Origin of the sequence: Burkholderia sp. Cy-637 (assembly GCF_011753175.1) — a bacterium.
In the GTDB taxonomy this organism is placed as follows: Bacteria; Pseudomonadota; Gammaproteobacteria; order Burkholderiales; family Burkholderiaceae; genus Burkholderia; species Burkholderia gladioli.
In genome coordinates this window covers 15,787-39,876 of the sequence record NZ_VWWC01000053.1, presented here as the reverse complement: position 1 = coordinate 39,876, position 24,090 = coordinate 15,787, and the positions used below count along the sequence as shown (strand labels likewise).

The 24,090-nt window shown below is 69.5% G+C and carries 16 protein-coding genes; 5 read left to right on the top strand and 11 right to left on the bottom strand.

Annotation, left to right across the window (positions count from 1 at the left end; genetic code table 11):
- Positions 1-189: 189 nt before the first annotated feature.
- On the bottom strand, positions 190-1,230 hold the full coding sequence (locus tag F3J10_RS16320; RefSeq protein ID WP_167242480.1) for a D-cysteine desulfhydrase family protein: 1,041 nt from the start codon (positions 1,228-1,230) through the stop codon (positions 190-192).
- A gap of 174 nt (positions 1,231-1,404) precedes the next feature.
- Positions 1,405-1,932, bottom strand: a complete 528-nt coding sequence (locus tag F3J10_RS16315) for an Lrp/AsnC family transcriptional regulator (protein ID WP_025099235.1) — start codon at positions 1,930-1,932, stop codon at positions 1,405-1,407.
- A gap of 171 nt (positions 1,933-2,103) precedes the next feature.
- On the opposite strand from F3J10_RS16315, the gene mdeB reads away from it, so the two are divergent.
- The gene (gene mdeB / locus F3J10_RS16310) at positions 2,104-4,824 is read left to right on the top strand and encodes an alpha-ketoglutarate dehydrogenase (protein WP_167242479.1); all 2,721 of its coding nucleotides are present in this window, start codon (positions 2,104-2,106) and stop codon (positions 4,822-4,824) included.
- Positions 4,825-4,854: 30 nt separating this feature from the next.
- On the opposite strand, the gene F3J10_RS16305 is transcribed toward mdeB, so the two are convergent.
- The 6 genes from F3J10_RS16305 to F3J10_RS16280 form a co-directional block, all read right to left on the bottom strand.
- Positions 4,855-5,460 (bottom strand): 2OG-Fe(II) oxygenase, encoded by a 606-nt coding sequence (locus F3J10_RS16305; protein ID WP_166913075.1) that lies wholly within the window; start codon positions 5,458-5,460, stop codon positions 4,855-4,857.
- A 79-nt stretch (positions 5,461-5,539) separates the two neighbouring features.
- Positions 5,540-8,956 carry an autotransporter domain-containing protein gene (locus F3J10_RS16300; protein ID WP_345791212.1) on the bottom strand — a complete coding sequence of 1,139 codons (3,417 nt, stop codon included), beginning with the start codon at positions 8,954-8,956 and terminating at the stop codon, positions 5,540-5,542.
- Between the two features lie 371 nt (positions 8,957-9,327).
- A complete protein-coding gene (locus tag F3J10_RS16295; protein ID WP_025099239.1) occupies positions 9,328-9,726 on the bottom strand; it encodes a hypothetical protein in 399 nt (132 codons plus the stop codon).
- Positions 9,727-9,744: 18 nt separating this feature from the next.
- Positions 9,745-11,487 carry a peptidase gene (locus F3J10_RS16290; protein ID WP_166913077.1) on the bottom strand — a complete coding sequence of 581 codons (1,743 nt, stop codon included), beginning with the start codon at positions 11,485-11,487 and terminating at the stop codon, positions 9,745-9,747.
- A 167-nt stretch (positions 11,488-11,654) separates the two neighbouring features.
- Positions 11,655-13,592, bottom strand: coding sequence for a Xaa-Pro dipeptidyl-peptidase (locus F3J10_RS16285; RefSeq protein WP_167242477.1), 1,938 nt, complete (start codon positions 13,590-13,592; stop codon positions 11,655-11,657).
- Positions 13,593-14,012: 420 nt separating this feature from the next.
- Positions 14,013-14,903 (bottom strand): alpha/beta hydrolase, encoded by an 891-nt coding sequence (locus tag F3J10_RS16280; RefSeq protein ID WP_025099242.1) that lies wholly within the window; start codon positions 14,901-14,903, stop codon positions 14,013-14,015.
- 95 nt (positions 14,904-14,998) lie between these two features.
- Here F3J10_RS16280 and F3J10_RS16275 point away from each other — a divergent pair, with 95 nt between their 5' ends.
- Both F3J10_RS16275 and F3J10_RS16270 read left to right on the top strand, forming a co-directional pair.
- Positions 14,999-15,910: a LysR substrate-binding domain-containing protein gene (locus tag F3J10_RS16275; RefSeq protein ID WP_013689698.1), complete on the top strand. Its 912-nt coding sequence runs from the start codon at positions 14,999-15,001 to the stop codon at positions 15,908-15,910.
- A 168-nt stretch (positions 15,911-16,078) separates the two neighbouring features.
- Complete coding sequence (locus F3J10_RS16270; RefSeq protein ID WP_025099243.1) at positions 16,079-17,071, top strand: LysR family transcriptional regulator; 993 nt, start codon at positions 16,079-16,081, stop codon at positions 17,069-17,071.
- 34 nt (positions 17,072-17,105) lie between these two features.
- Here the strand turns inward: F3J10_RS16270 and F3J10_RS16265 are convergent, their stop codons facing one another.
- Positions 17,106-18,866, bottom strand: a complete 1,761-nt coding sequence (locus F3J10_RS16265) for a penicillin-binding protein 2 (protein WP_167242476.1) — start codon at positions 18,864-18,866, stop codon at positions 17,106-17,108.
- Between the two features lie 145 nt (positions 18,867-19,011).
- The gene (locus F3J10_RS16260) at positions 19,012-19,941 is read right to left on the bottom strand and encodes a LysR family transcriptional regulator (RefSeq protein ID WP_167242475.1); all 930 of its coding nucleotides are present in this window, start codon (positions 19,939-19,941) and stop codon (positions 19,012-19,014) included.
- A 155-nt stretch (positions 19,942-20,096) separates the two neighbouring features.
- Here F3J10_RS16260 and F3J10_RS16255 point away from each other — a divergent pair, with 155 nt between their 5' ends.
- Positions 20,097-21,386: an MFS transporter gene (locus tag F3J10_RS16255; RefSeq protein ID WP_167234492.1), complete on the top strand. Its 1,290-nt coding sequence runs from the start codon at positions 20,097-20,099 to the stop codon at positions 21,384-21,386.
- Between the two features lie 90 nt (positions 21,387-21,476).
- A complete protein-coding gene (locus F3J10_RS16250) occupies positions 21,477-23,006 on the top strand; it encodes a M81 family metallopeptidase (protein WP_025099247.1) in 1,530 nt (509 codons plus the stop codon).
- A gap of 236 nt (positions 23,007-23,242) precedes the next feature.
- Here the strand turns inward: F3J10_RS16250 and F3J10_RS16245 are convergent, their stop codons facing one another.
- Positions 23,243-23,992, bottom strand: coding sequence for a creatininase family protein (locus F3J10_RS16245; RefSeq protein WP_025099871.1), 750 nt, complete (start codon positions 23,990-23,992; stop codon positions 23,243-23,245).
- Positions 23,993-24,090: the final 98 nt, after the last annotated feature.

Here is a 24,090-nt window from a genome sequence, read left to right as displayed (position 1 = left end):
CGCCCCGCGCCGGGACACGCGCGGCGCGTCGGCCGTGCCGCGCGCGCCGGGCGCCGGCGCGCCGCATGAAGTCGCGTCGACGCGCCAGGGCAGATTCTGTCGGCGCGTCGCGCGGGGCTCAAGCGAGGATTTCTTCTCGCCGCATTAGCCCGGTTAATGAAGCCGGCCCTGGAGCAGGCCGGCCGGGGCTCAGGCCTGGCCGCGCGCCTCCTCGAAGATGCCGCGGTAGGCATACAGCGCCGGCGCGCCGCCCGTCATCAGGAACAGCAGCTTGTCGCCGCGCCGGAAGCGTCCCGCCCCGATGTCGGCCAGCAGCCCGGCGAAGGCCTTGCCGCTGTACACGGGGTCGAGCAGCAGCCCCTGGCTGCGCGCCATCAGGCGCACGGCCGCCAGCATGCCCTCGGTGGGAATGCCGTAACCCTCGCCGCGATGCGCGCCCTCCACGCCGATCGTGCCGGCCGGCGGCGGCGCGATGCCGAGCAGCGCGCAGGCTTCGTCGACCAGCTTCACGGTCATCGCGGCGGCCTCGTCGGCCGGCGCCAGCACGCCGTAGGCGCGCACCAGGCCAGGGTCGCGGCCCAGCGCGTGGAAGCCCGCCACCAGCCCCGCATGCGTGCCGGCGCTGCCGTTCGGGCAGGCCACGCAGGCGAACTCGATGCCGAGCTCGCGCGCCTGCGCGTCGATCTCGGCGGCGCAGGCGGCATAACCGAGCGCGCCCAGACCGGTGGAGCCGCCCGAGGGAATCACCAGCACCTTGCGGCCGGCGCGGCGCAATTCCTCGGCGCGCGCCTGGGCCAGATCGAACGCCGACGTGCCCGCCGGCGCGACCTGGACGGTCGCGCCGAACAGTTCGTCGAGCAGCACGTTGCCGTTGCGCTCGTAGTCGACGCCCTCGCGGGGCACCATGCGCGCCAGCACCAGTTCGCAACGCAGCCCGGCCAGCGCCGCGGCCGCCGCGGTCTGCCGCGCGTGATTCGACTGGATCCCGCCGACCGTGATCAGCGTGTCGACGCCCTCGGCCAGCGCCTGCCCCAGGTGCAGTTCGAGCTTGCGCAGCTTGTTGCCGCCGCCGCCGAGCGCGACGTGGTCGTCGCGCTTCGCATAAAGCTGCACGCCGTTCAGGCGCTCGCCGAGTTCGGCTTCCAGCCGCGTGAGCCGCTGGATCGGCGTGACGGCGGCGAGCAGCGCGAAGCGCGGGAAGCGGGTGCCCTTGATTTCGATGGTGTCCATGACCATTCCTCCTTGGCCGGGCATTCTGCGCGCGCGGGGCCGGCCCGACAAACGAGCATTTCTACCCGAAACATTAGGCTCACTAATGCGAACAAGGCACGGCGATATCCGCCGAGACGGCTCGTGCAAGCCCGGGAAGGCACCGGCGGAAAGCCGCAGCGCCCGGGCCACGCATTAATCCTCGTCGTGCGTATCCTCTTCCTCGCGGCTCAGCGTCAGCCCCGCCGCCGGCAGCGGCAAGGCGGTGCGGTAGCGCACCTGCTTGAGCGCGAAGCTCGAGCGGATGTTCGACACACCCGGAATGGTGGTCAGCTGGTCCATGATGAAGCGCTCCAGCCCGTGCATGCTCGGCACCAGCACGCGCAGCAGGTAATCGGCGTCGCCCGACATCAGGTAGCACTCCATCACCTCGGGCCGCTTGTCGATGGCCGCCTCGAAGCGGCGCAGCGCGTCCTCCTGCTGCTTCTCCAGGCTGACCTGGATGAACACGTTGATCTTCAGGCCCAGCGGATCGGGATCGAGCAGGGTCACCTGCTGCTTGATCAGCCCGAGCTTCTCCAGCGCCTTGACGCGGTTGAAGCAGGGCGTGGGCGACAGGTTCACCGCGCGCGCCAGTTCGGCGTTGGTGATGCGCGCGTTCTGCTGCAGTTGGTTGAGGATCGCGATGTCGGTGCGGTCGAGCCGGGTCGAGTCACTGGGCATGAATGTAACAATTCCAGAAAAGGCAGGATCGGCGGAATATTTATACTGATTCCCGGCCGAAACGCAATGCAATTCAGACACACATTCCGCAACGGGCTCAGTACGCTAGTCGAATCGCCGCTGCTTCCGAACTCGCGGCCCCACCTGCTTTCTCCTGCCCGGAGCCGCATCATGACCGACCTGTCGAACGGCGTGCCGTCGATCCTCGCCCTGCCCCTCGACCCGATCGACGAGGACCCCGGCGAAACCGGGGAATGGCTGGCCGCGCTCGACGGCGTGGTCGAGCACGCCGGCCCCGAGCGCGCGCGCTACCTGCTCGACCAGCTCGCCCTGCACGCCTCGTCGCAAGGGCTGGCCACCGGGCGCGTGCGCGCCACGCCCTATGCCAACAGCATCGCGCTCGACGCCCAGCCGCCCTACCCGGGCGACCTGGAGATCGAGGCCAGGCTGGCCGCCGCGCTGCGCTGGAACGCGCTGGCCATGGTGGTGCGCGCCAACCGCGCCTATGGCGAGCTGGGCGGCCATATCGCCAGCTACGCCTCGGCCGCCGACCTGTTCGAGGTCGGCTTCAACCACTTCTTCCGCGCCGCCGATGCAGAGCGCGACGCCGACCTGGTCTATTTCCAGCCGCATTCGGCGCCGGGCGTGTATGCGCGCGCCTACCTGGAGGGCTTCCTGGAGGAGGCGCATCTCGACCACTACCGCCGCGAGATCGCCGGGCCCGGGCTCTGTTCCTATCCGCATCCGTGGTTGATGCCCGACTTCTGGCAGTTCCCCACCGGCTCGATGGGGATCGGGCCGATCAACTCGATCTACCAGGCGCGCTTCATGCGCTACCTCGAGCATCGCAAGCTGCTCGGCACGGCGGGACGCACGGTGTGGGGCTTCTTCGGCGACGGCGAGATGGACGAGCCCGAATCGATCGGCGCGCTGTCGCTGGCCGCTCGCGAGCAGCTCGACAACCTGGTGTTCGTGATCAACTGCAACCTGCAGCGCCTGGACGGCCCGGTGCGCGGCAACGGCCGCGTGGTGGACGAGCTGGAGACGCTGTTCGCCGGCGCCGGCTGGAACGTGATCAAGGTGCTGTGGGGCTCGGACTGGGACGCGCTGTTCGCGCGCGATCGCGACGGCGCCCTGCTGCGCGCCTTCGCCAACACCGTGGACGGCCAGTTCCAGACCTTCTCGGCCAACGACGGCGCCTACAACCGCGAGCACTTCTTCCAGCAGAACCCGCAACTGGCCGCGCTGGCGGCCCACCTCAGCAACGACGACATCGACCGCCTGCGCCGCGGCGGCCACGACGTGCGCAAGCTGCACGCGGCCTATGCCAGGGCGCTCGCGCATCGCGGCCAGCCCACCGTGATCCTGGCCAAGACCATGAAGGGTTTCGGCATGGGCGCGATCGGCCAGGGCCGCATGACCACGCACCAGCAGAAGAAGCTCGACCTGGACGACCTGAAGGCCTTCCGCGACCGCTTCGCGCTGCCGCTCAGCGATGCCGAGGTGGCCGAGGTGAAGTTCTACCGCCCGGCCACCGACAGCCCCGAGATGCGCTACCTGCACGCGCGCCGCCAGGCGCTCGGCGGCTACCTGCCGCGTCGCCGCCGCGCCGCGAGCCGGCCGCTGGCGGTGCCGCCGATGGCCGGCTGGGGGCAGTTCGCGCTGGAGGCCGAGGGCAAGGAGATGTCGACCACCATGGCGATCGTGCGCATGCTGGGCGGCCTGCTCAAGGCGCCGGAGATCGGCGAGCGGATCGTGCCGGTGGTGGCCGACGAGGCACGCACCTTCGGCATGGCCAACCTGTTCCGCCAGGTCGGCATCTATTCGCCGCTGGGGCAACGCTACGAGCCCGAGGACCTCGGCTCGATGCTCTACTACCGCGAATCGACCAGCGGGCAGATCCTCGAGGAAGGCATCTCCGAGGCCGGCGCGATCTCCTCGTGGATCGCCGCCGCCACCTCGTACAGCGTGCACGACCTGCCGATGCTGCCGTTCTACATCTACTACTCGATGTTCGGCTTCCAGCGCGTCGGCGACCTGATCTGGGCCGCCGCCGACCAGCGCGCCCGCGGCTTCCTGATCGGCGCCACCTCGGGCAAGACCACGCTCGGCGGCGAGGGCCTGCAGCACCAGGACGGCACCAGCCACCTGGCCGCCTCGGCGATCCCGAACTGCCGTGCCTGGGACCCGGCCTTCGCCTACGAGGTGGCGGTGATCGTCGAGCACGGCATGCGCGAGATGGGCGAGCAGCAGCGCGACGTGTTCCATTACCTGACCGTGACCAACGAGAACTACGCCCAGCCCTCGATGCCGGCCGGCGAGGCGGTGCGCGAGGGCATCCTGCGCGGCATCTATTCGTTGCATCCGCAACGGCATGGCTTGGCGCGGGTGCAGTTGCTGGGTGCCGGCGCGATCATGACCGAGGTGCTGGCCGCGGCCGCGATGCTGCAGGACGACTGGGGGATCGAGGCGCAGGTGTGGAGCGTGACCAGCTTCACCGAGCTGCATCGCGACGCGATCGCGATCGAGCGCGCGCAGCGGCTTGGGGCGGAAATGGATGCGGATGGAGATGCCCTGGCGGAACCGGCGGTGCGCCGTGCGCTGCAAGGCGCGCAAGGGCCGGTGATCGCCGCGACCGACTACGCCCGCGCCCTGCCCGAGCTGATCCGCGCCTGGGTGCCGGCGCCGTATGTGACGCTCGGCACCGACGGCTTCGGGCGCAGCGACACGCGCCAGGCGCTGCGCGAGTTCTTCGAGGTGGATCGCGCCTCGATCGTGCTGGCGGCGCTGCACGCGCTGGCCGAACAGGGCGAAGTCGAGCGCGAGACGGTGCGCGCGGCACGTGCGCGTTACGGCAAGCAGGCGGGTCGCGCGGCTTCGTGGCAGGTGTAGATGGAAAGCGCAGCGGCTCGCTGCGCGGCCTCACATGCGCATCTGCGTCTTGAACATCAGCGTGATGCGCATCGTCGGGCAGGCGCGCGACACGCCGCGCGCGACGTGGTAGAGAAAGCCCGGAAACACCAGCAGCCGGTTCGGCTTCGGGTAGACCGCCGCGAGGATGTCGCTGCGGTCCTTGTTGAACAGGATCGTCTCGCCGCCCCAGTCAGGGTCCCAGTGCTGGTGCGGGTAATACACGGCGGTGCAGGCGCCGATCGCCAGCGAATCGGTGTGCACCGAACCGTCGGTGCCGTAGGGCAGGCCATTCGCGTAGCAGCTCTGCAGCGCGTGACCCCGTAGATAGCCGCGCGCGATCCGCTGCCAGCAGGCATCCAGCAGCGGCTCGCGCGCGGCCAGTTCCTCGCTCGCGTCGTGGCGCCCGTCCAGCCGCGCCGGATCCTGCGAGCCGGCGAAATGGCGATTCCAGAACGCCTGCGCGCCGGCGCCGTTGTGCGAACGCCAGCCGTGCTGCCAGGTGCCTTGCGCGAGCAGGCGGTGAATCGCGGCCTGCTCGTCGCCGGGCAGCAGGTCGTCGATGATCGTGATGTCCTGCCAGGCGCCGCTCGCGCCCGGCCGCGTGTCGAGAGTCATCGCCACTCCGTCGATGATGGGAAAGCGGACGCCCGAAGGCGTCCGCGGCTTGATGGGTTCGCCCGAGGCGAATCCGCGATCAGAACTTCCAGCCCAGGCTGCCCCGCACCGCGTGATCGGCCTGGCGGCTGGCCAGCGAGCCCGAGTAGCCGAGGCTGGCGCGGCCGGCCTTGCCGAACGCGAAACCGGCATCCACGCTCAGCACCGCCGCATCCTTCGCCACCGGTACGCTGGCGACCGTGAAGCCGTCGCTGCCCGAGGCGAAGGCGAGTGTCGCCACCGGTCGGCCGCTCGTCAAGGCATGCTGCCAGCCCACGCTGCCCTGCAGCGTCAGTTGCATCGACGAACCCAGCGCGAACTGCGTGGTGCCGCGCAAGCCCAGCGTCGAGAACGACACGTCGTTGTTGCCCTCCTGCACCCGCAAGGCCGCCGCGCCGCCCGACTCGGTCGCGCCGTGGTTGCTCAGGTGGAGGTAGGCGAGCCGGCCGAAGGGCTCGAGCTCGAGCGCCGAGCCCAGGCCGAGCCGGTAGGCCGCCTCGCCGAACACCTGGCTCGTCTCCGCATTCAGCGTGCCGGTTTCCGACTCGGCGGCGGTGCCATAGCGAACCGCCCGATCGACGCCGCCGCGATGCCAGGCGTGCACCGCTCCCGCGCGCAGCCCGAGCGCGCCCGGTTGCCATGCCGCGTAGGCGCCGAGATGGAAGCTGTCGAACGAGGCCGAGGACGGCTGGTCGCGCAGGCTGATGCCGCTGTGCGTGTAGCCGGCGATGCCGCCCACCCGCAGCGCGTCGCGCACGGCCGCGTCCGCGCCCGCCAGGAAGCCGCCGGTAGAACTGGTGTAGCCGTTCACGCCGTCGCCGCGCGCGCTGCCCCAGGAGCCCAGCAGCCGGGCCCAGACGCCGGGTCGCGCGGCCGCCGCGTCGCCGCTGCCGGCATTGCCACCGCCGGTACCGGCCAGCCGATCGAGCACGGCATCGCGCACCTGCCGGCTTTCGTTGATCAGCGTGGCGTAGGCGGCCGGGTAGATCTCGCCGGTCAACTGCGAAAGCGTGGCTTGCGGCGCCTGCGCGGCGGTCGCGAACAGCACGCTGTTGTAGACCGCGCTGCCCGGATCGACGGTTTCCAGTGCGTTCGCCACGCTGCGCTCGTTGTCGGTGTTCGCGACGCTGGCGAAGCGCGCGGCGTTGCGATTCACGGTCAGGCTGATGCTGGTCGGCCCATAGGCCAGCGACGGCGACACGAACAGATAGGCACCGGGCGAAGCGAACTGCCCATCGACGCCGCCCGCCGCATTCAGGATCACGAAGCTGCGCCCCAGCACCGAGCGCGACTGCTCCCCGCTCAGCGGCGGCGGCGTGTTCTCGAGCGCCAGGCTCAGCGCCCCGCCCGCCAGGCTGGCCTTGCCGCCCACGTCGATCCGGTCGCTCGCGCCGCTCGGCGACAACTCCACCGCGTAGGTCGAGCCGCTCGCCAGGCTCAGGTCGCCCGCCACCGACAAGCTACCGACCGAGTGCCCCGGCGCCACCGTGCCGCCGGCCGTCGCGTTCAGCGAGCGCATCGCGCCATTGCCGTTCACCAGGCCACCGTTGCCGACCGTGACGTCGCCGCTGCTGCCGTCGAGCGAGGCGCGCCCGCCGTCCACCGCCACGTCGCCGGTGCGGCCCGTGATCGCCGCCACGCCGAGCGCCTGCACGCTCACCTTGCCGCTGTTGCCGCCCAGCGAGGCGAAGCCGTTGGCGAGCCGCACCTCGCCGGTGCTGCCGGTGCCGGTCACCGCCGCGGTGCCGCCCTGGTCGATCGCGAGCGCCGCGCTGGTGCCGGCGATGGTCGCCAGCCCGCCGTTCACCGCGATGTCGGCCGCGCGGCCGTTCACGGTGAGCCGCCCGGCCGTGTTGACCACCGCGCCCGAGGCAATCGAGCCGTCGATCCGCAACTCGCCGCCATCGACCGTGGTCAGCCCGCGATAGGTATTCGCGCCCGCCAGCGTGAGCGTGCCGGCGCCCGACTTCACCAGGCTGCCCTGGTATTCGCGCGCCTGGCGGGCCGCCTCGCGCGCCACGCCGGTCGCGTAGTCGACCTTGTCGCCGTCGCTCGCCCCCGCCGGCAGGCCCTGCTGCCAGCCCCTGGACTGCAGCGTGTCGAGCCAGGCGCGATGCTCGGCATCGTCCTCGATCTTGCGCGCCGCCAGCGCGACATCGGAGATGTCGTTCGACCAGACGTCGGCGGTGCCCGAAGGCAGCGCCGCGCGGAAGGTGCCGAGCAACTGCCCCGGCCCGTTCATGGCCTTCTTCAGGTCGACCAGGCCCCAGCCGCCAAACCCGTTCGGCACGCCGCTGCTGCCCGGCTTCGCGGGATGGACCGCCTGGAACAGGCTGTTGTTGCTGGTGTAGTCGGGCCGGCTCGGGTCCGGCTCCATGTTCTGCGCGGTGGTGAACATCACCGACAGCGCCTGCTCGCTGCTCATGTAGGGGAACCGCTCCATGATCAGCGCGAGCGCCGCCGACGCGTGCGGCGCGGCCGCCGAGGTGCCGTTGAAGTTCGCGTAGGTCGCGCCGGTGGGCGCCGCCGAGGTGCCGGAATACGAGGTGGACGGCACGCCGGTCGGCGCCATCACGCACCACCATTTCGCGATCCCGCACTTGTTGTAGACCTGGCCGACCTGCTCGTCGTAGCCGGTGGTGGTCATCCAGTGCCCTTCCAGCTCCGGGTGGAAATAGGCGTAGGAGCCACGCAGGCTGGCGTTGTCGTAGCCGGTGTTGCCCGAGCTGAAGTTGTTGACTACGCCCTCGCGCGACACCTTCGCGGCCGCGTCGAGCCAGGTGCGCTGCCCGGTGCGCGTGCGCACCGCCTCGTGCAGCTTGTAGGCATCGGTCAGCCTGGCGAGCGTGCTGTAGTTCTCGTCGCTCGGCTGCGAGCCCCAGCTGTTGCTGATGATGCGCACGCCCTTGGCTGCGATCGCATCGTAGACATCGGAGAAATACTTCGCGTCCGAGCCGGGGAATTTCGGATCGGATACGCCGAACAGGAAGCCGTCGGTGGCATTGGTATTGCCTTCGTAGACCGTCGCGTCTGGCGCCACGCCATGCATGCCGGTGCCGTCGCGCGCACCCGCGATCACGCCGCTGACCAGCGTGCCGTGATTGTTGTTGTTCGGATTCAGCACGCCCGGGATGCCGTCCGAGGTGACCGGAATGTAGCGGTTGGGGGATAGTTCGGGATGCTGCGCGTAATAACCGGAATCGAGCACGCCGATCGCGATGTTCCTGCCGGTGAAGCCGGCCGCATAGGCGTATTCGGCGTGCATCGCGCCGAGCCCCCATTCCCTGGCGAATTCCGGCGTGCGCCAACTGGCGGGGTCGCCGAGCCTGCCGGGCTCCTGGTAGGGTGCCGTCTGCGCCGCCACCGGCCGCGGAATCACCGCGGCGGCGATCAGCAGTTGAAACAGCAGCAGCGATGCGCGGCCGGGTGCGCCGGCGCGATTCTCATGCGTGGCCACGGCTGCCCTCCACGCGGATCGTTCCTCGATTTCCAGCGAGATCCATTGCCTTTTCTCCATTCATTGGTTTTCTGGTGCCCTGCCCCACGTCGTTCGATCGCGTCGAACGCGCCCGACATCGATCCCTGGCCGCCGGCGACAGGCGAGCACGGCCCCGCCCTGCATTCGGCCTCGCTGGTTTCATTCAGGCGCTTTGATCAAAAACGGGAGATGGATCCGGCATCGTCCATCCATGCCGGCGAAGATCGGCCATGCCGGGTCGGTACACGCGGCCGGCATGGCCGTGGTCTTGAAAGGGCCGGCATCTCCATGCCGGCCGATCAGGGATATCAGCCCCGCTGCATGCCTGCCTCAGGGCTGGACGGCTCGGCTCAGGAATTGCCCCCGGCCTTCGCCGCGTTGCGCATCCGCATGACGCGCTGCGGGCTGCGTTGCGACATGAAGTCGAGCACGTCGTTCAGGCGGACATAACCGCTTCCTGCGCGGTCGATCTCGGAGAAATGGTCGCTGACCAGGCCCCAGCCCGCCGCCTTGGCCTGCTGCTTCGACAGCGTGCCGTTCGCGTCGCCGCCGTTGGCCGCCGTGAAGCGTTCGGTGACCTGGCGATCCACGTCGGCCGTGACCGAACGCTCCGATTGCTTCTCCGGCTGCGCCCAGCCGCCCGGCGGCGGCGGGGGCTTGGGCAGGTCGTCGTAGCCGTTAGCCATGGCGACGTTGGCCAGGGCGAAGCCGCCGGCAAGGGCCGCAACCATCAGTTTCATGATTTTCATGCTTGTCCTCGCTCATGCTTACATCAGGGAACCATCGGCCGCCTGCGCCGACGATTGGTAGTACGCATCGATCGCCTGCTTCAGCGGCGCGCGCGACTGCTCGGTGTTGTAGATCATGTGGCCGCCCTCGAACCATTTGACGGGCACCCGGTCCGCAAGGTTCACGCCTTCCAGGTCCAGCTCGGTCTGGAAGCCCGGCGTGGCGATGTCCTCGTAGCCGTGCAGGATCAGCAGCTTGGCATCCGGGTTGGCGGTCAGCACGGCCTGGATATCGGTGATGCTCTGCGGCAGGGTATTGGCCGGCAGGCCCGCCCGCGCCCATTTCCAGATCCCGATCGTGTCGTTGTTGAGCGGCTGGTACGCCGACTTGCTCTGGTAGTTCACGAAGTCCGGGAAATAGGTCTTGAGCTGGTTCAGGAAGGCCACGTTGATGTAGTCGTCCGCCGCGAAGCTGTTGCCGTTCGGCACCTTCATGCGCGCGTCGTAGCGGCCCAGTTGATACCCCGGCACCAGCGCCGTGCGGAACGATGGCGGCGTGTAGTTGAAGCTGCTCTTCCAGGTCGAGGCGGAAATGCCGGTGTAGCTGGACAACTGGTTCAGCACCGCCTGCCCTTGCGAGCTGGCCGCGAAGGCGTTCCAGGTCGATTTCGGCCGGCCGTTGGTGAAATAGGTCCGGTAGGTATTCTGGAAGGTGGTGCGCGCCACCGTGCGCAGTTCGGCCAGGTACTCCGCCTGGCTGCGCGTGCCGCGCTGCGTCGACTTCTTGAAGTAGTCGGCCGCCATCGCGTAGGACGGGATGTAGCCCTCGCAGGTGACCGAGCCGTCCTCCATGTCGCAATTCGAGTTGTAGTCGACCAGGGGCGAATTGAGGATGAAGCCCGCCAGCACCTTGGCCGGCTTGCCGGTCGGGTCGGGCACGTAGCCGCTGGTGCCGGCCTGCTCCAGCAGGTTGGCGACGATCGGCGTGCGAATGCCGCCGTAGGATTCGCCATACAGGTACTTCGGCGAGCTCTGGCGGTTGAACTTGTTGGTATAGCTGACGATGAAGTCGGCCACCACCTGCGCGTCGGCGTCGGTGCCCCACAGATCGCGGTTCTGCAGCGGCGAGATGGCCGTGGACAGGCCCGTGCCCGGCGGATCGACGAACACGATGTCGGATTCGTCGAGCAGCGAGATCGCATTGTCCTCGAACGGGAAGCTGGACGGCTGCACCGTGTCGTTGGCCATGTTGGGCGCATCCGACTTCAGGCGCTTCGGACCCCACGAGCCCATGTGCAGCCAGATCGAGGCGGAACCCGGGCCGCCGTTCCAGAGGAAGGTGACCGGGCGGTTTTCCTTGCCCAGCCCGTCGCGCGTGTACGAGGTATAGAAGATCGCCGCCTCGGCCGTCTTGCCCTGGGCATTGGTCTTGTAGGCCACCAGGTGGCCGGCGCGCGCCGTGTAGGGCACGGTCTTGCCGTTGATCGCGATGGTGTGGCGCTTGACCGAGGTGTCCTCGTTGATCGAGGCCAGCTTGATCGTGCCGCTGCGCGTGGTGGTGTAGGTGTTCGGGTCGTTGAGCACCTTGTCGGCCGGCGCGAGCCGGTCGAAGGCCTGCTGCTCGGTTTCGTCCGCGGCGGGCCCGGCGGCCGGGCTCGCGACGGGCGCGGCCTGGTTCGCGGCGAAGCTGCTGACGGGCGAGGACGTGTCGTCGCCGCAGGCGGCCATGGCCATGGCGGCCAGCAAGGCGCATAGCGTCCAGGCGGGGGTTCTTCCAGTCATGAAGACTCTCCTGTTGATACTCTGCAAATCGATGTTATTGGGCTGGTTGATTCGCACTGCATATCGACCCGGCGTTCACGGCGCGTCTCGGAACGACGCCGGGTCAATTCCTGGCACGACGCCGGCCGCGCCCGGCGCGGCGGCGTCGTGCCGTCATCTCGTCGGCTTCATTGCGCACGCATCACGGCGGCCACGCGCGCCTGCGGCACGATCGGCATCTGCAGCGTGGTGTGCGCCAGGTCCAGCGTGACCTGCGCCGTGCCCTGGTAGCCCTGCAGCTTGAGCTTCACCTTGCTGCCGGGCAGCACGGTGAAGTCGCGCGGCATCAGCTCGAGCACGAAGTCGTAGTCGGTGCCGGCCGCGATGTTCTGCGGCGTCTCCAGGCCCTTGTAGAAGCGCGGATTGGCCCAGCCGTAGCTGACGTCGTGGCCGTCCACCGACAGCGTCGCCTTCACGTTGGTGACCGCCGGCGCGAAGCGCCCGCGCATCGCCACGCGGATGGTGCCCGAGTAGCGCGTGGCGTTCGCCAGCGGCCGGGTCTCGTAGCTGACGGCCGTGCTCTTGCTGAAGCCCACCGAGGGCGCCGCCGTGCCGTCCGCCGTGTCGGGCGTGAGCAGGCCGCCCGCGCGGCCGTCGCCGTGCAGGTAATAGGCGGCGTCGACCGTCTTCGGCCAGGCGTCTTCCTTGATGAACAGCTCGCCGGTGGGGATGCAGTCGCGCGGGTTGTGGCCCGAGTGGCAGTGGCCGATCAGCGTGTCGCTGGTGTCGTCCTCGCCGCGGCTGATGGTGGCGCCCACGGGGATGTCGCCGGCCGGCGTCTCGCGCACGTAGGTAGGCTGCTTCTCCACGCCGTTGTTCACGCCGAACAGGTAGCGCGAATACCACATCAGGATCTGCTTCTGCCATTCCTTCTGCCAGGCCGGATCGTCGTGGTCGCGGCTGTGCAGCCAGAGCTGCACCGGCTTGCCGGCACGGCGCAGCGCGTCGTAGAGCTGCACCGAGTTCCTGGTCTTGACGTTGTTGTCGGCCTGCCCCTGCGCGATCAGCGTGGCCGCCTGGATCCGGTCGACCAGGGACACCGTGTTGCGCGCCTTCCAGAAGTCGTTGTAGGCATAGGTGCCGTCGTCCGAGGCGCTCACCGCGGCCTGGCGCGCCGGCTCGCAGATCGAGGCGCGCGCGCTCGACTGCTCCTGCTGCATGTAGCTGCCGAGCGTGACGGTGTTGTCGATGTCGGCGATCACGCCGTTATAGCGGAAATAGTCGTAGCCGCTGCTGATGCCCTCCACCGGCACGATGGCCTCCAGCCCCGGCACGCCGGTGGCCGCCACCATGCTCGGCAGCGTGCCGCCGTAGGAGATGCCCTCCATCGCCACGTGACCGGTCGACCAGCTCGCCGTCACCGGCTTGCCCTGCGCGTCGGTGCCGGGCGCGGTGGCGTCGCCGGTCAGCCAGCGCACCACGCTGGCCATCGCCTCGCGCTCGGTGCGGTCCATCACCGACCAGCAGCCGTCGGACAGGTTGGTGCCGATCGAATCGGCATAGATCACCGTGAAGCCCATGCGCAGGTACTCGGCCTCGCCGAGGAAGGGCGCGCGCGTCTGGGTGGCGTAGGTCGGATCGGCGTAGTACACCGAGGGCCGCACGATCACCGGCGTCTTGAGCCCCTCGGCCACCTCGGCCGGCTGCACGATGCGGATCGCGATGCGGTCGGGCTTGCCGTCCTGGTCGGTGTCGAACGGCGTCTGCACCATCACGCTCTGCTTGAGCGGCGCGCGCATCGACAGCCAGGGCAGGATCATGCCGTCGTTGATGCTCGGCCCGTTGTGGCCGGGATACAGCGTGGCGAGCTTCGGATACGGCAGCCCGGTGGGCGAGCTGGCGAACTGCTCGCCCACCTCGGGCAGCGGCTGCGGCGGCGCGAACGGCGCCGGCTCGGGCGCCGTGGTGGCCGTGCTCAAGGGCGTGACCTGCCGCGCGGCCGAAGGCGAGACGCCATCGTCGCCGCCGCATGCCGTCAAGCCGATCGCGGCCGCCATCAACAGCATCGGCAAGCGCGCGCCATGGCGGAACTTGCCCGCCCCCTCTCGATGATTGTCTTTATTCACTCTCAGTGCTCCGGCCCATGTTCTTATCTGTTGTACTAATCGTTTAACATTTCACGCATGTAACGCGCGGAAATAATTTGTAATGTAGCAAAAAACAAAAATCAATCTTTTTGCAATCTGATACGTAAAAAAGATTCCGCCGACTCGGGCGGGAAGCTTACAGGCGGGGCCGCGCAGCTCAATCGAGAGGAATGATTCGGTCCGGACAACAATACAAGGACATAACAAAATGTCGATTGACAATCGAATCGAATCAGGAAATTGGCGCTGCGCAAGTGCAGCAAATATTTGAACGAATCGGTGAAAATGCATTACGCCGAAGCCGGCGCGGAAGGCCGAGCGGATTCGTGGGAGGACAACGCGAAGGGCGCGCCATCCGCGATGGCGCGCCCGATGGTGCGATAGCGACGAACGCTTCGCTCAGTGAGCGTCGACGAACGCGAGGATGTGCCGTGCCACTTCGCCCGGTGCCTCGCGTTGCGGAAAATGGCCAACGCCGTCGAGCAGCTCGCGTCGATAGGCCGAGGTGAAGAAGCGTTCCTTGCCGGCCGAACTGGCGGGATGGTTGCAGGTGTCGATCGCGCCATGCAGCACCAGGGTCGGCACCGCCAGCACCGGCGCGGGATCGAGCAAGGCCTCGTCGGCGTCGTAGGCGGCATCGCCCGCCACGAAGCCCCAGCGATGCCGATAGGAATGCAGCACCACCTCGGCCCAGTCGGGCCCCTCGAAGGCGCTGCAGGCATCCTCGAAGGCCTCCTCCTCGTACCAATCCGAGGGCGACCAGGTATTCCACATCTGCCGCGCGAAGGCACGGCGCTGCTCGCGCACCGCCTGCTCGCCGCGCGGCGTGGCCATGAACCAGTGATACCAGTAGTTGCGCGCCTGCTCGAACGGCAGCGGCTGGCGCGGATCGTTGGTGCCATAGCCGACCGACAGCATCACCAGTTGCTCGGCCACGCCCGGCCGCAGCCCGCAGGCATTGGCCACCGCCCGCGCGCCCCAGTCGTGGCCGACCAGCAGCGGCCGCGCGAGCGACAGCGCGTCGATGAAATCGAGCAGGTCCCGGCCGAGCGCGGCCAGTTGCCCGCTGCGCGGCGTGGCCGGATCGCGAAAGCGGGTCGGCGCGAAACCCCGCAGCGCGGGCGCCAGCACGCGATAGCCGCGCGCGGCCAGCGCCGCCGCCACGCCCTCCCAGGAGCGTGCGTTGTCGGGCCAGCCGTGCACCAGGATCGCGACGCGCTCGCCTTGCGGGTTCCATTCCAGGTAGGCAATCTCGAGCGTCGCGGTGGATACCGAGGACCAGGGCTTCATGTCGCCTCCATGGGCATATCGAAAGCTCCGATGCTAGCGAGGCCGCTTGATCGATTGACGATCAATCGACGCCTATAATGCACATTTCGTGATGAATGGAGTTCGCCGTGGACACCGCTTTCGGCCCTCAATCGGCCAGCCTCGACATCGTCCTGCTGCGCACCTTCGTGGCCGTGATCGAACTGGGCGGCTTCGCGCCGGCCGCCGAGCGGCTGGCGCTGACGCCCTCGGCCGTCAGCGGCCATATCAAGCGGCTCGAGGACAGCGCCGGCGCGCGCCTGCTGGAGCGCACCACGCGCCGCGTGGCCGCCACGCCGGCCGGCGAGACCCTGCATCGCTACGCGCGCAACATCCTCGACCTGGAACGCGAGGCGCTCGCGCGGCTCAAGGGCTCGTCGATCCAGGGCCGGCTGCGGGTGGGCGCCTCGGAGGATTTCGCCGGCACCTGGCTGCCGGGCGTGCTGCAAGCCTTCCAGCGCGGTTATCCCGATGCCGCGATCGAGTTGAAGGTCGGCATCACGCCGGACCTGGTGCGCCAGCTCGCGCGCGGCCGGCTCGACATCGTGTTCGGCAAGCAATGCGGGCCGATCGATCGGGACGGCGAACTGCTTTGGGAGGAACCGCTGGTGTGGGCCTATGCCGAGCAGGCGCCCTTCTCGTCCGACACGATCGTGCCGCTGGCCGCCTTCGCGGCGCCCTGCATCTATCGCGACGCGGCCGTCACCGCGCTCGGCGAGAGCGAGCGCGAATGGCGGCTCGCCTTCGAGAGCAGCAGCATGGCCGGCTGCCTGTCCGCCGCGTTGTCGGGCTTCGCGGTGGCGCCGGTGGCGCGCAGCCAGCTGCGCCCCGGGCTGCGCGCGCTGGGCCGTCGCGAAGGCATGCCGGCGCTGCCCCAGGTGCGCTTCTACGCCTTCATCGGCAAGCGCACGCCGGCCACCCTGGCGCTGGTGCGCGCCGTGCACGAGGCCGGCAGCCCGGGCCGCTTCGCGCCGCGCAACGCGGCCTGAGCTCGCGGATCGTCAACCCGGGTTCCTTAATCCGGCTAATTCATGCCGGCCCGCGCCGCCTGACGATTCGATTACGAGTTTGCTAGAATCGCGCCCACCAAGGGATTTTCAACGATCGACCGATCTCGCCTGGCACAAACCAGGCTTATCGATCGATTAGCCACACTAATGCAAAAGATTCTCGACTCATCGATGCTGGGCGCGCTGCGCTGCTTCGCCTGCGCCGGACAACTGCTCAGCTTCACGCGCGCGGCCGACGTGCTGAGCCTCACGCAGAGCGCCGTGAGCCAGCAGATCCGCCAGCTCGAAAACCGCCTCGGCTACGCGCTGTTCGTGCGCGAACACCGCCGCCTGTCGCTCACGCGCGAGGGCACCATGCTGCTCGAGGGCGTGCGCCGCGGCTTCGACGAGATCGAGACCACCCTGGTGCGAATCGCCAGCGCCGACGATCCGGTGCGCGTGGGCTGCTGCCCCTCGTTCGCGATGCTGTGGCTGGTGCCGCGCCTGTCCGACTTCCACCTGCAGTTCTCGCGCAATCCGGTGCAGTTGAAGGCCGAGTTCACGGCGGCCGGCCTGCCCGATCACGACACCACCGGGGTCGATATCGCGATCCGCTATTCGGTCGACGATTTCAGCGACATCGAGCATGCCGATGCCCTGCTCGACGAATGGCTGCTGCCGGTGGCGACGCCCGCCTACCTGGAGCGGCATCCCTCGCTGCGCGCCGGCAAGCTCGACCGCAAGGTCGCCTTCCTGCACGACGCGGCGGCCTGGACCGGCTCCTCCGATTCGGCCGAGTGGCAGGCCTGGCTGGAAGCGGTCAAGCCGGCCTGGCTGCCGCGCATCGACGGGCCGCGCTTCAATCTCGGCAGCATGGCCTTCAATGCCGCGCTCAACCACCAGGGCGTCGCGATCGGGCGCGTGTCGATGCTGCTCGACGACCTGCGCGACGGCCGGCTGGTGCCGGTGGTGCCGGTGGCGATCCGCTCGCCGGCGCGCTACTGGATGATCCGCCGCGCCGACAGCGCGATGTCGGTCGGCTCGTTCCGCGCCTGGATCCGTCAGCAGTGCTCACACTATGCGCTGCGCCGCGCGCACGACATCGGGCAACTCGGCGTGAGCCTGGGGCAATCGCCCGAGCCCTCGCGCGCCGCCCGCTGAGCGCACCTGCGACGCGCGAAGCGAAACCGCCGCTTCAACGCGACGAACGCGACGAACGCGACGAAACCGGCGCGCCCGGTCGCGAGGGCACGCGATCGGGCGGCACGCCGAGCACATGCAGCGCGCCCTCGGTGATCGCCGCGAACACCGGCCCGGCCACCGGCCCGCCGTAATACGAGACCTTGCGCGGCGTATCGATCATCACCGCCACCACCACGCGCGGCCTCGACATCGGCGCCATGCCGACGAACACCGCGCGATACTGCCCCGCCGCGTAACCATGCCGTCCATCGCTCTTGCGCGCGGTGCCCGTCTTCGCGCCGACGCGATAGTCGGGCAGGCGCGCCATGGTGGCGGTGCCGCCCGGCGCGACCGTCTCCTCCAGCATGGCGCGCACCCGGGCCGCGACGGCGGCCGGAATCACCGCCGCGCCCGGCCGCGCATCGCGGAGCGCCGGCGTCTCGTGCAGCAGGCTCAGGCGCGTGGCGCGCCCGTCGTTGGCCAGGATCACGTAGGCGCGCGCCAGTTGCGCGAGCGACACCGACAAGCCGTAGCCATAGGACATGGTGGCCTGCTCCACCGGCCCCCAGCGATGCGGATTGCGCAGCGTGCCCGACACCACGCCGGGAAAGCCGTCGAGCGGCGCGCCGCCCAGGCCGAAGCGCCGGAAGTTGTCCCACATCGCCTGCGCGCTCAGCAGTTGCGAGATCTTCACCATGCCGATATTGCTCGACTTGGCGATCACCTGGCCGGTGTCGATCACGCCATGGTCCGAGGTATCGCGAATCCGCGCGCCATGGAATTCCAGCACGCCGGGCGAGGTATCGAAGCGCGTGCCGGGCGTGATCAATCCATCGGCCAGTGCCAGCGAGACGGTCAGCGGCTTGATGGTCGAGCCGGGCTCGAAGGTGTCGGTCAGCGCGCGATTGCGCGGCGGCCCGCCCGCCAGCGCGCCAGGATCGTTCGGATCGAAGCTCGGCACGTTGGCGAGCGCGAGGATCTCGCCGCTGGCCACGTCCACGGCGATCGCGCAGCCGGCCGCCGCCGCGGTGCGCTCGACGCCGCGCGCCAGCGCCTCCTGCGTGAGCCGCTGGATCTGCCGGTCGATCGACAGCACCAGGTCGGGCTGCGGTTCGGGCAGGTCCGAATCGCGCGGCTCGGTCACGGCGCGGCCGAGCCGGTCGACGATCAGGGTACGGCTCGCGGCCTGGCCGCGCAGCGCCGCGTTGCCGGCCAGCTCGATGCCCTCCAGCCCCGCGCCGTCGCGGCCGGTGATGCCGATCACCTGGGCCAGCGCATCGCCTTCCGGGAAGTAGCGTTTCTGCGCGGCGATCGCGTGCAGGCCCGGGATTGCGCTCGCCAGCAAGGGGCGCGCGACGTCCAGCGGCACCGCGCGCCGCAGCGGCGCGAAGCGTCCGCCGCGCCGCCGGAACGCATCGACCGAAGCCGGCGACAGATGCAGCGCGGCGGCCAGCTCGCCGACCTGCCCGGGCGTGGCGCGCGCGAAATCCTGCGGATCGAGCCACAGATCGTCGACGGGTTCGCTGATGGCCAGCACGTTGCCGCGCCGGTCGAGGATCTTCGAGCGCAGCGCCACCGCGCTGAAGGTGCGCTCGTAGCGCCGCCGCCCCTGCTCGACGAAGAACTCGCGATGCGCCACCTGCACCCAGACGGCACGCGCGACCAGGGCCAGGAAACCGAGCGTGAGCAGCAGCACCACCAGGCGCGAGCGCCAGGCGGGCAAGCCGGCCGGCACGCCGGGCGAACGATGGAAGGAGAAGTGCTCGCGTGACATGCGCCGGGCGATCCGTGCCGGCGGCGAAGCCGGCTCAGTGAGGAAGGCCGGCGATTGTGTCGAGCGCGCGCGCGGCGCTCAAGCGACGATTTCTTGGGCGTGGATTAGCCCGCTTAATGCCTGCGCCACGACCGGCGACGCGCATTCAATCGCGCGCGCCATCCGCCCCGGCGAATACCGACATGCGCCGCATGATCCAGTCCAGCAGCTCGTTGGCGGCGGCCACCAGCGGCCTGCCCGGCTTCACCAGCAGGCCCGCCTTGATGTCGAGGAACAGCGGATGCGAGATCGGCACCACCGCGAGCTTGCCCGCCGCCAGCTCGCGCTGCACCGCGAACTCGCCGATCAGCGCGACCATCGAGCCGGCCTCGACGATGCGCTTGAGCGCGGTCAGCGAGTTGGCCGTCAGCGAGGGATGGATCCGCACGCTCTCGGCGAACTCCAGCATGCGCGCCGCGTGGCCGATGCCGAAGGTCGAGGGCATCAGCGCGAGCGGATGCGCCAGCACCTCGGCGACGCTGGCCGGCCCGCCGCGCCGCGCGAGCGGATGATCGCGGCGGGTCAGCAGCACGATCGGCTGCGCGACCGTCATGCGATGCACCACCAGCGGATGCGGCGGCGGGTTGTAGGCCAGGCCGATATGCGCGCGGCTCTCGGCGATCGCGTCGAGGATGTCGTCGACCGGCAGCATGTTCAGCTCGACGCTCACGCCGGGATAGGCGGCGAGGAACTCGGCCAGCACCTCGTCGACCAGGCCGTCGACGAAACCCTCGCTGACCACCAGTTGCACATGCCCCTGGTGCAGCCCCTTGAGCGCGTGCAACTGCTCCTCGAGCTTCTCCTGGTGAGCGCGATAGCCGCGCCAGAATTCCAGCAGATGGGCCGCCGCCTCGGTCGGCTTCACGCCCCGCGCGAGCCGCTCGAACAAGGTGGTGCCGAGCTCCTCCTCGAGCAGGCGGATCTGGCGCGTGATCACCGAGGGCGAGGTGTTCAGGTGGTCGGCCGCGCCGCGGATCGAACCATGGGTGAGGACCTCATGGAAATAGCGCAGGCGCTGCTGGTTGATTTCTCGCATGAATCGACTCGGGGGCGAAAAGGAAGGCGGCGGGAGTGTTGCCCTGGCGGCAACGATACATGAACCGAGTTGCTGTTGCTCGTGCTTTTTGGGCTGGACATCATTCGCACACCAGAACGTGAAGGCCGAGCCGAGCCACGCCACCGGAGATCCCCATGTCGACTGTTTCCCGCGTCGGTCTCGACGCCCGCGCGTCCTCGCTCTATGCGAAGGTCAACCTGCGACTGCTGCCGTTCCTGCTGCTCTGCTACCTGTTCGCCTACCTGGACCGCGTCAACGTCGGTTTCGCGAAGCTGCAGATGCAACAGGACCTGGCGCTGTCGGATGCCGCCTACGGGGTGGGCGCCGGCATCTTCTTCATCGGCTACGTGCTGTTCGAGGTGCCCAGCAACCTGCTGCTGCCGAGGATCGGCGCGCGCCGCACCTTCAGCCGGATCCTGTGCCTGTGGGGCATCACCTCGGCCTGCATGCTGTTCGTGCGCAACGTGCCGATGTTCTACGCGATGCGCTTCCTGCTCGGCGTGTTCGAGGCCGGCTTCGCGCCCGGCATGATCTGGTACCTGTCGCGCTGGTACGGCCCCTCGCGGATGGGGCGCGCGATCGCCATCGTGTTCCTGGCCGGGCCGATCGGCGGCATCGTGGGCGGCCCCTTGTCGGCCGCGCTGATCACCACGCTCGACGGCCGCCTGGGCCTGGCGGGCTGGCAATGGATGTTCCTGGTGGAAGGCCTGCCCTGCGTGCTGCTGGGCCTCCTGACGCTGCGCGTGCTGCCCGATCGCGCCGCCGACGCGCGCTGGCTCGATGCCGAGGAGAAGCAGCGCATCGAGGCCGAGATCGCCGCGCCCCACCTGCACGAACGCGGCTTCGGGCGTGCCTTGCGCGACCTGGCGATCTACCGGCTGGCGATCGCCTACTTCAGCCTGATCGCCGCGATCTACGCGATCAGCTTCTGGCTGCCCACCCTGCTCAAGGCGCGCGGCGCCACCAACCTGATCACGCTCGGCTGGTACAGCGCGATTCCCTACCTGGCCGCCGCGATCGGCATGACCTGGATCGGGCGCCGCTCGGATCGCACCGGCGAGCGCCGCTACCACGCGGTGGTGCCGGCCTGCGCGGCGGCCCTGGCGCTGGCCGCGGCGACGCGCTTCGACGCGCAACTGCCGATCGCGCTGGCCCTGCTGACGCTGGCCACCGCCGCGCTGTGGATGGCCTACACGGTGTTCTGGGCGATTCCCTCGAACTTCATCAAGGGCGCCGAGGCAGCCGGCGTGATCGCGCTGATCAACACCATCGGCCTGTCCGGCGGCTTCTGGGGCCCGGCCATGATCGGCTGGGTCAAGACCGCCACCGGCAGCCTCGACACGGGCCTGCTCGCGCTGGCCGGCTTCCCGTTGCTGGCCGCCGTGCTGCTCGCCACCAACCGGCTCAGCGCCGCGCCGCGCTGAGTACCGGGCGCCGGCTTCGCGGCCCGGCTCGCATCCGCTTCCCCGGCGGCGCCTCACGGCGCCGCGCCGTCTTTTCCTTCGGACTCCACGATGAAGATCCTGATTGCCGGTTTCCAGCACGAGACCAATACCTTCGCGCCCACCCGCGCCGACTACGACAGCTTCGTGCGCGGCGAGGGCTTTCCCGCGCTGCGCCGCGGCGCCGAGGTGCTGGCGCTGCGCGAGGTGAACATCCCCGCCGGCGGCTTCATCCGCGCCGCCGAGGCGCGCGGCCACGCGCTGCTGCCGGTGATCTGGGCCGGCGCGAGCCCTTCCGCGCACGTCACGCGCGAGGCCTACGAGCGCATCGCCGGCGAGATCCTCGACGCGGTGCGCGCCGGCGGTTTCGAGGCGATCTACCTGGACCTGCACGGCGCGATGGTGGCCGAGCATGTCGACGACGGCGAGGGCGAACTGCTGGAGCGGATCCGGCGCGAGCTGGGCGCGGGCGTGCCGGTCATCGCCTCGCTCGACCTGCACGCCAACGTGACGGCGCGCATGCTGCGCGACGCCGACCTGCTGGTCGCCTACCGCAGCTACCCGCACGTCGACATGGCCGAGACCGGCGAACGCGCGCTGCACCTGCTGGAGCGCCTGGCCGCCTCGCCCGCGAAGCCGGTTTGCGTGGCGCGCGGCCTGCCCTTCCTGATTCCCGTCAACGCGATGTGCACGCGCTTCGATCCGGCCCGCGCGCTCTACCAGGAACTCGCGCGGCTCGAGCACGACGACGAACGGCTGCTGTCGCTGTCCTTCGCGCCCGGCTTCCCGGCCGCCGACTTTCCCGAATGCGGGCCGATGCTGTGGGGCTACGGCATCGACGCCGACCCGATCGAGCGGCGCATCGATGCCCTGTCGCGCGCGCTGGTCGCCGACGAGTCGAGCTGGCGCGTCGATTTCCTGAGCCCCGACCAGGCGGTGCGCGCGGCCCTGCACGCGAGCGTCGGCGCCACCCGGCCGGTGATCATCGCCGACACGCAGGACAACCCCGGCGCGGGCGGCGACGCGAACACCATGGAACTGGTTCGCGCGCTGCTGCGCAATGGCGCGCGCGAGGCGGCGGTGGGCATGATCTGGGACCCGCAAGCCGTGCGGCTCGCGCATCGGGCCGGTGTGGGTGCAAGCATCGAGCTGGCGCTGGGCGGCAGCCAGGGACGCGACGCTCCCGCCGCTCATGCTCCTTTGACAGCCCGCTTCGAGGTCGCCCATCTGTCCGACGGCCGCTTTCGCTTCGACGGGCCGATGATGAACGGCATGGACGGCGAGCTGGGCCCGGTCGCCTGCCTGCGCATCGAGGGCGTGGAGATCGCGGTGAGCGCGACCAAGATGCAGATGTTCGAGCGCAACCAGTTTCGTTGCGCGGGCATCGATCCCGAGCGGCGCGCGATCCTGGTGGTGAAGAGCTCGGTGCATTTCCGCGCCGACTTCGAGTCGATCGCGCACGCGACGCTGGTGGCCAAGGCGCCGGGGCCGATGGCGGCCGATCCGGGCGACCTGCCGTGGCGCCGGCTGCGTGCCGGCATGCGCGTGCGTCCGGGCGGGCCGGCCTTCGCGCGGGCCGACGCCCTCGCGGCCACGCGCTGATTCGACTCGCGCAGCCGTTTGCGAGATCGATTGCAAGATCGATTTCGGCCCGGATTGCGAACCGGGCCGCGAGCCTGCTCGCCGGCAGCTTGCCGCCCCGTCACGAACCCATCGCGATCGCATCGCGCGGCCGATCCGCAAGGCCCGCAGCCCGCGCCGCGCCCGCCATGCAAAACGGCGCGCGCCACCTCGCCGGTGGCGCGCGCCGCATCGAATCACGCTCGACGAATCACCGCTCAGCCGGGCACCACCTCCGCGCTGAACGCCTCGACCTCGGCGGCCAGGCCGATCGCGGCCTGGCGCACCAGCTCACCGCCCTTTTCCTGCGAGGCCTGCTTCGGATGCGAGCCCATCCGGCCGTCGGGGAAGCGCGCGCGGAACTCGAGCGCCTCGCGGATCGGCCCCATCGGCGCGATCTCGGGCGCGTAGTCGGCATCCTTGATGGTATGCGGCAGCGCCCATTGCGTGACGGCGATCTCGGAGGGCGTGGCATGCACGCCATGGCCGGTCGGGAACTGGCGGTTGGCGATCTCGGTCACGCCTTCCAGGTCCCACCAGTTCTTCAGCTTCAGCGCGAAACCGCAGCGCCGGCGCGCGAAGCTGGCCTGCGCGTAGATCTCCGAGAACGCGGCCTCGATCGAGGCGATGTTGCCGCCATGGCCGTTGAGGAACAGGATCTTCTCGAAGCCGTGCACGGCCAGCGAATTGACCCAGTCGCAGATCGCCGCGATGAAGGTGCTCGGGCGCAGCGAGATGGTGCCGGGAAAGCCCAGGTGGTGCTGCGCCATGCCGATGTTGAAGGTCGGCGCGACCAGGATGTCGGCCGACTTCTGCGCCTCGACGGCGATGATCTCGGGGCACAGCCAGTCGGTGCCCAGCAGGCCGGTGGGGCCGTGCTGCTCGTTCGAGCCGATCGGCACCACGATGGTGCGGCTGCGCTTCAGGTAGGCCTCGATTTCGGCCCAGGTCGACAGGTGCAGGAGCATGATGAATTCCGTTGGCAGGTGCGCTGGGCTCGCGCGACTGCGGGCCGGACGATGCGCGGGTGGGGACGATTCGTGATGTCGCGATGGATCACATCGTC

Bases quoted from the DNA above. Each gene is read 5' to 3' on its own strand.
- F3J10_RS16320 (WP_167242480.1), bottom strand. From the start codon at position 1,230: ATGGACACCATCGAAATCAAGGGCACCCGCTTCCCGCGCTTCGCGCTG.
- F3J10_RS16315 (WP_025099235.1), bottom strand. From the start codon at position 1,932: ATGCCCAGTGACTCGACCCGGCTCGACCGCACCGACATCGCGATCCTC.
- mdeB (WP_167242479.1), top strand. From the start codon at position 2,104: ATGACCGACCTGTCGAACGGCGTGCCGTCGATCCTCGCCCTGCCCCTC.
- F3J10_RS16305 (WP_166913075.1), bottom strand. From the start codon at position 5,460: ATGACTCTCGACACGCGGCCGGGCGCGAGCGGCGCCTGGCAGGACATC.
- F3J10_RS16295 (WP_025099239.1), bottom strand. From the start codon at position 9,726: ATGAAAATCATGAAACTGATGGTTGCGGCCCTTGCCGGCGGCTTCGCC.
- F3J10_RS16290 (WP_166913077.1), bottom strand. From the start codon at position 11,487: ATGACTGGAAGAACCCCCGCCTGGACGCTATGCGCCTTGCTGGCCGCC.
- F3J10_RS16280 (WP_025099242.1), bottom strand. From the start codon at position 14,903: ATGAAGCCCTGGTCCTCGGTATCCACCGCGACGCTCGAGATTGCCTAC.
- F3J10_RS16275 (WP_013689698.1), top strand. From the start codon at position 14,999: ATGGAGTTCGCCGTGGACACCGCTTTCGGCCCTCAATCGGCCAGCCTC.
- F3J10_RS16270 (WP_025099243.1), top strand. From the start codon at position 16,079: ATGCAAAAGATTCTCGACTCATCGATGCTGGGCGCGCTGCGCTGCTTC.
- F3J10_RS16265 (WP_167242476.1), bottom strand. From the start codon at position 18,866: ATGTCACGCGAGCACTTCTCCTTCCATCGTTCGCCCGGCGTGCCGGCC.
- F3J10_RS16260 (WP_167242475.1), bottom strand. From the start codon at position 19,941: ATGCGAGAAATCAACCAGCAGCGCCTGCGCTATTTCCATGAGGTCCTC.
- F3J10_RS16255 (WP_167234492.1), top strand. From the start codon at position 20,097: ATGTCGACTGTTTCCCGCGTCGGTCTCGACGCCCGCGCGTCCTCGCTC.
- F3J10_RS16250 (WP_025099247.1), top strand. From the start codon at position 21,477: ATGAAGATCCTGATTGCCGGTTTCCAGCACGAGACCAATACCTTCGCG.
- F3J10_RS16245 (WP_025099871.1), bottom strand. From the start codon at position 23,992: ATGCTCCTGCACCTGTCGACCTGGGCCGAAATCGAGGCCTACCTGAAG.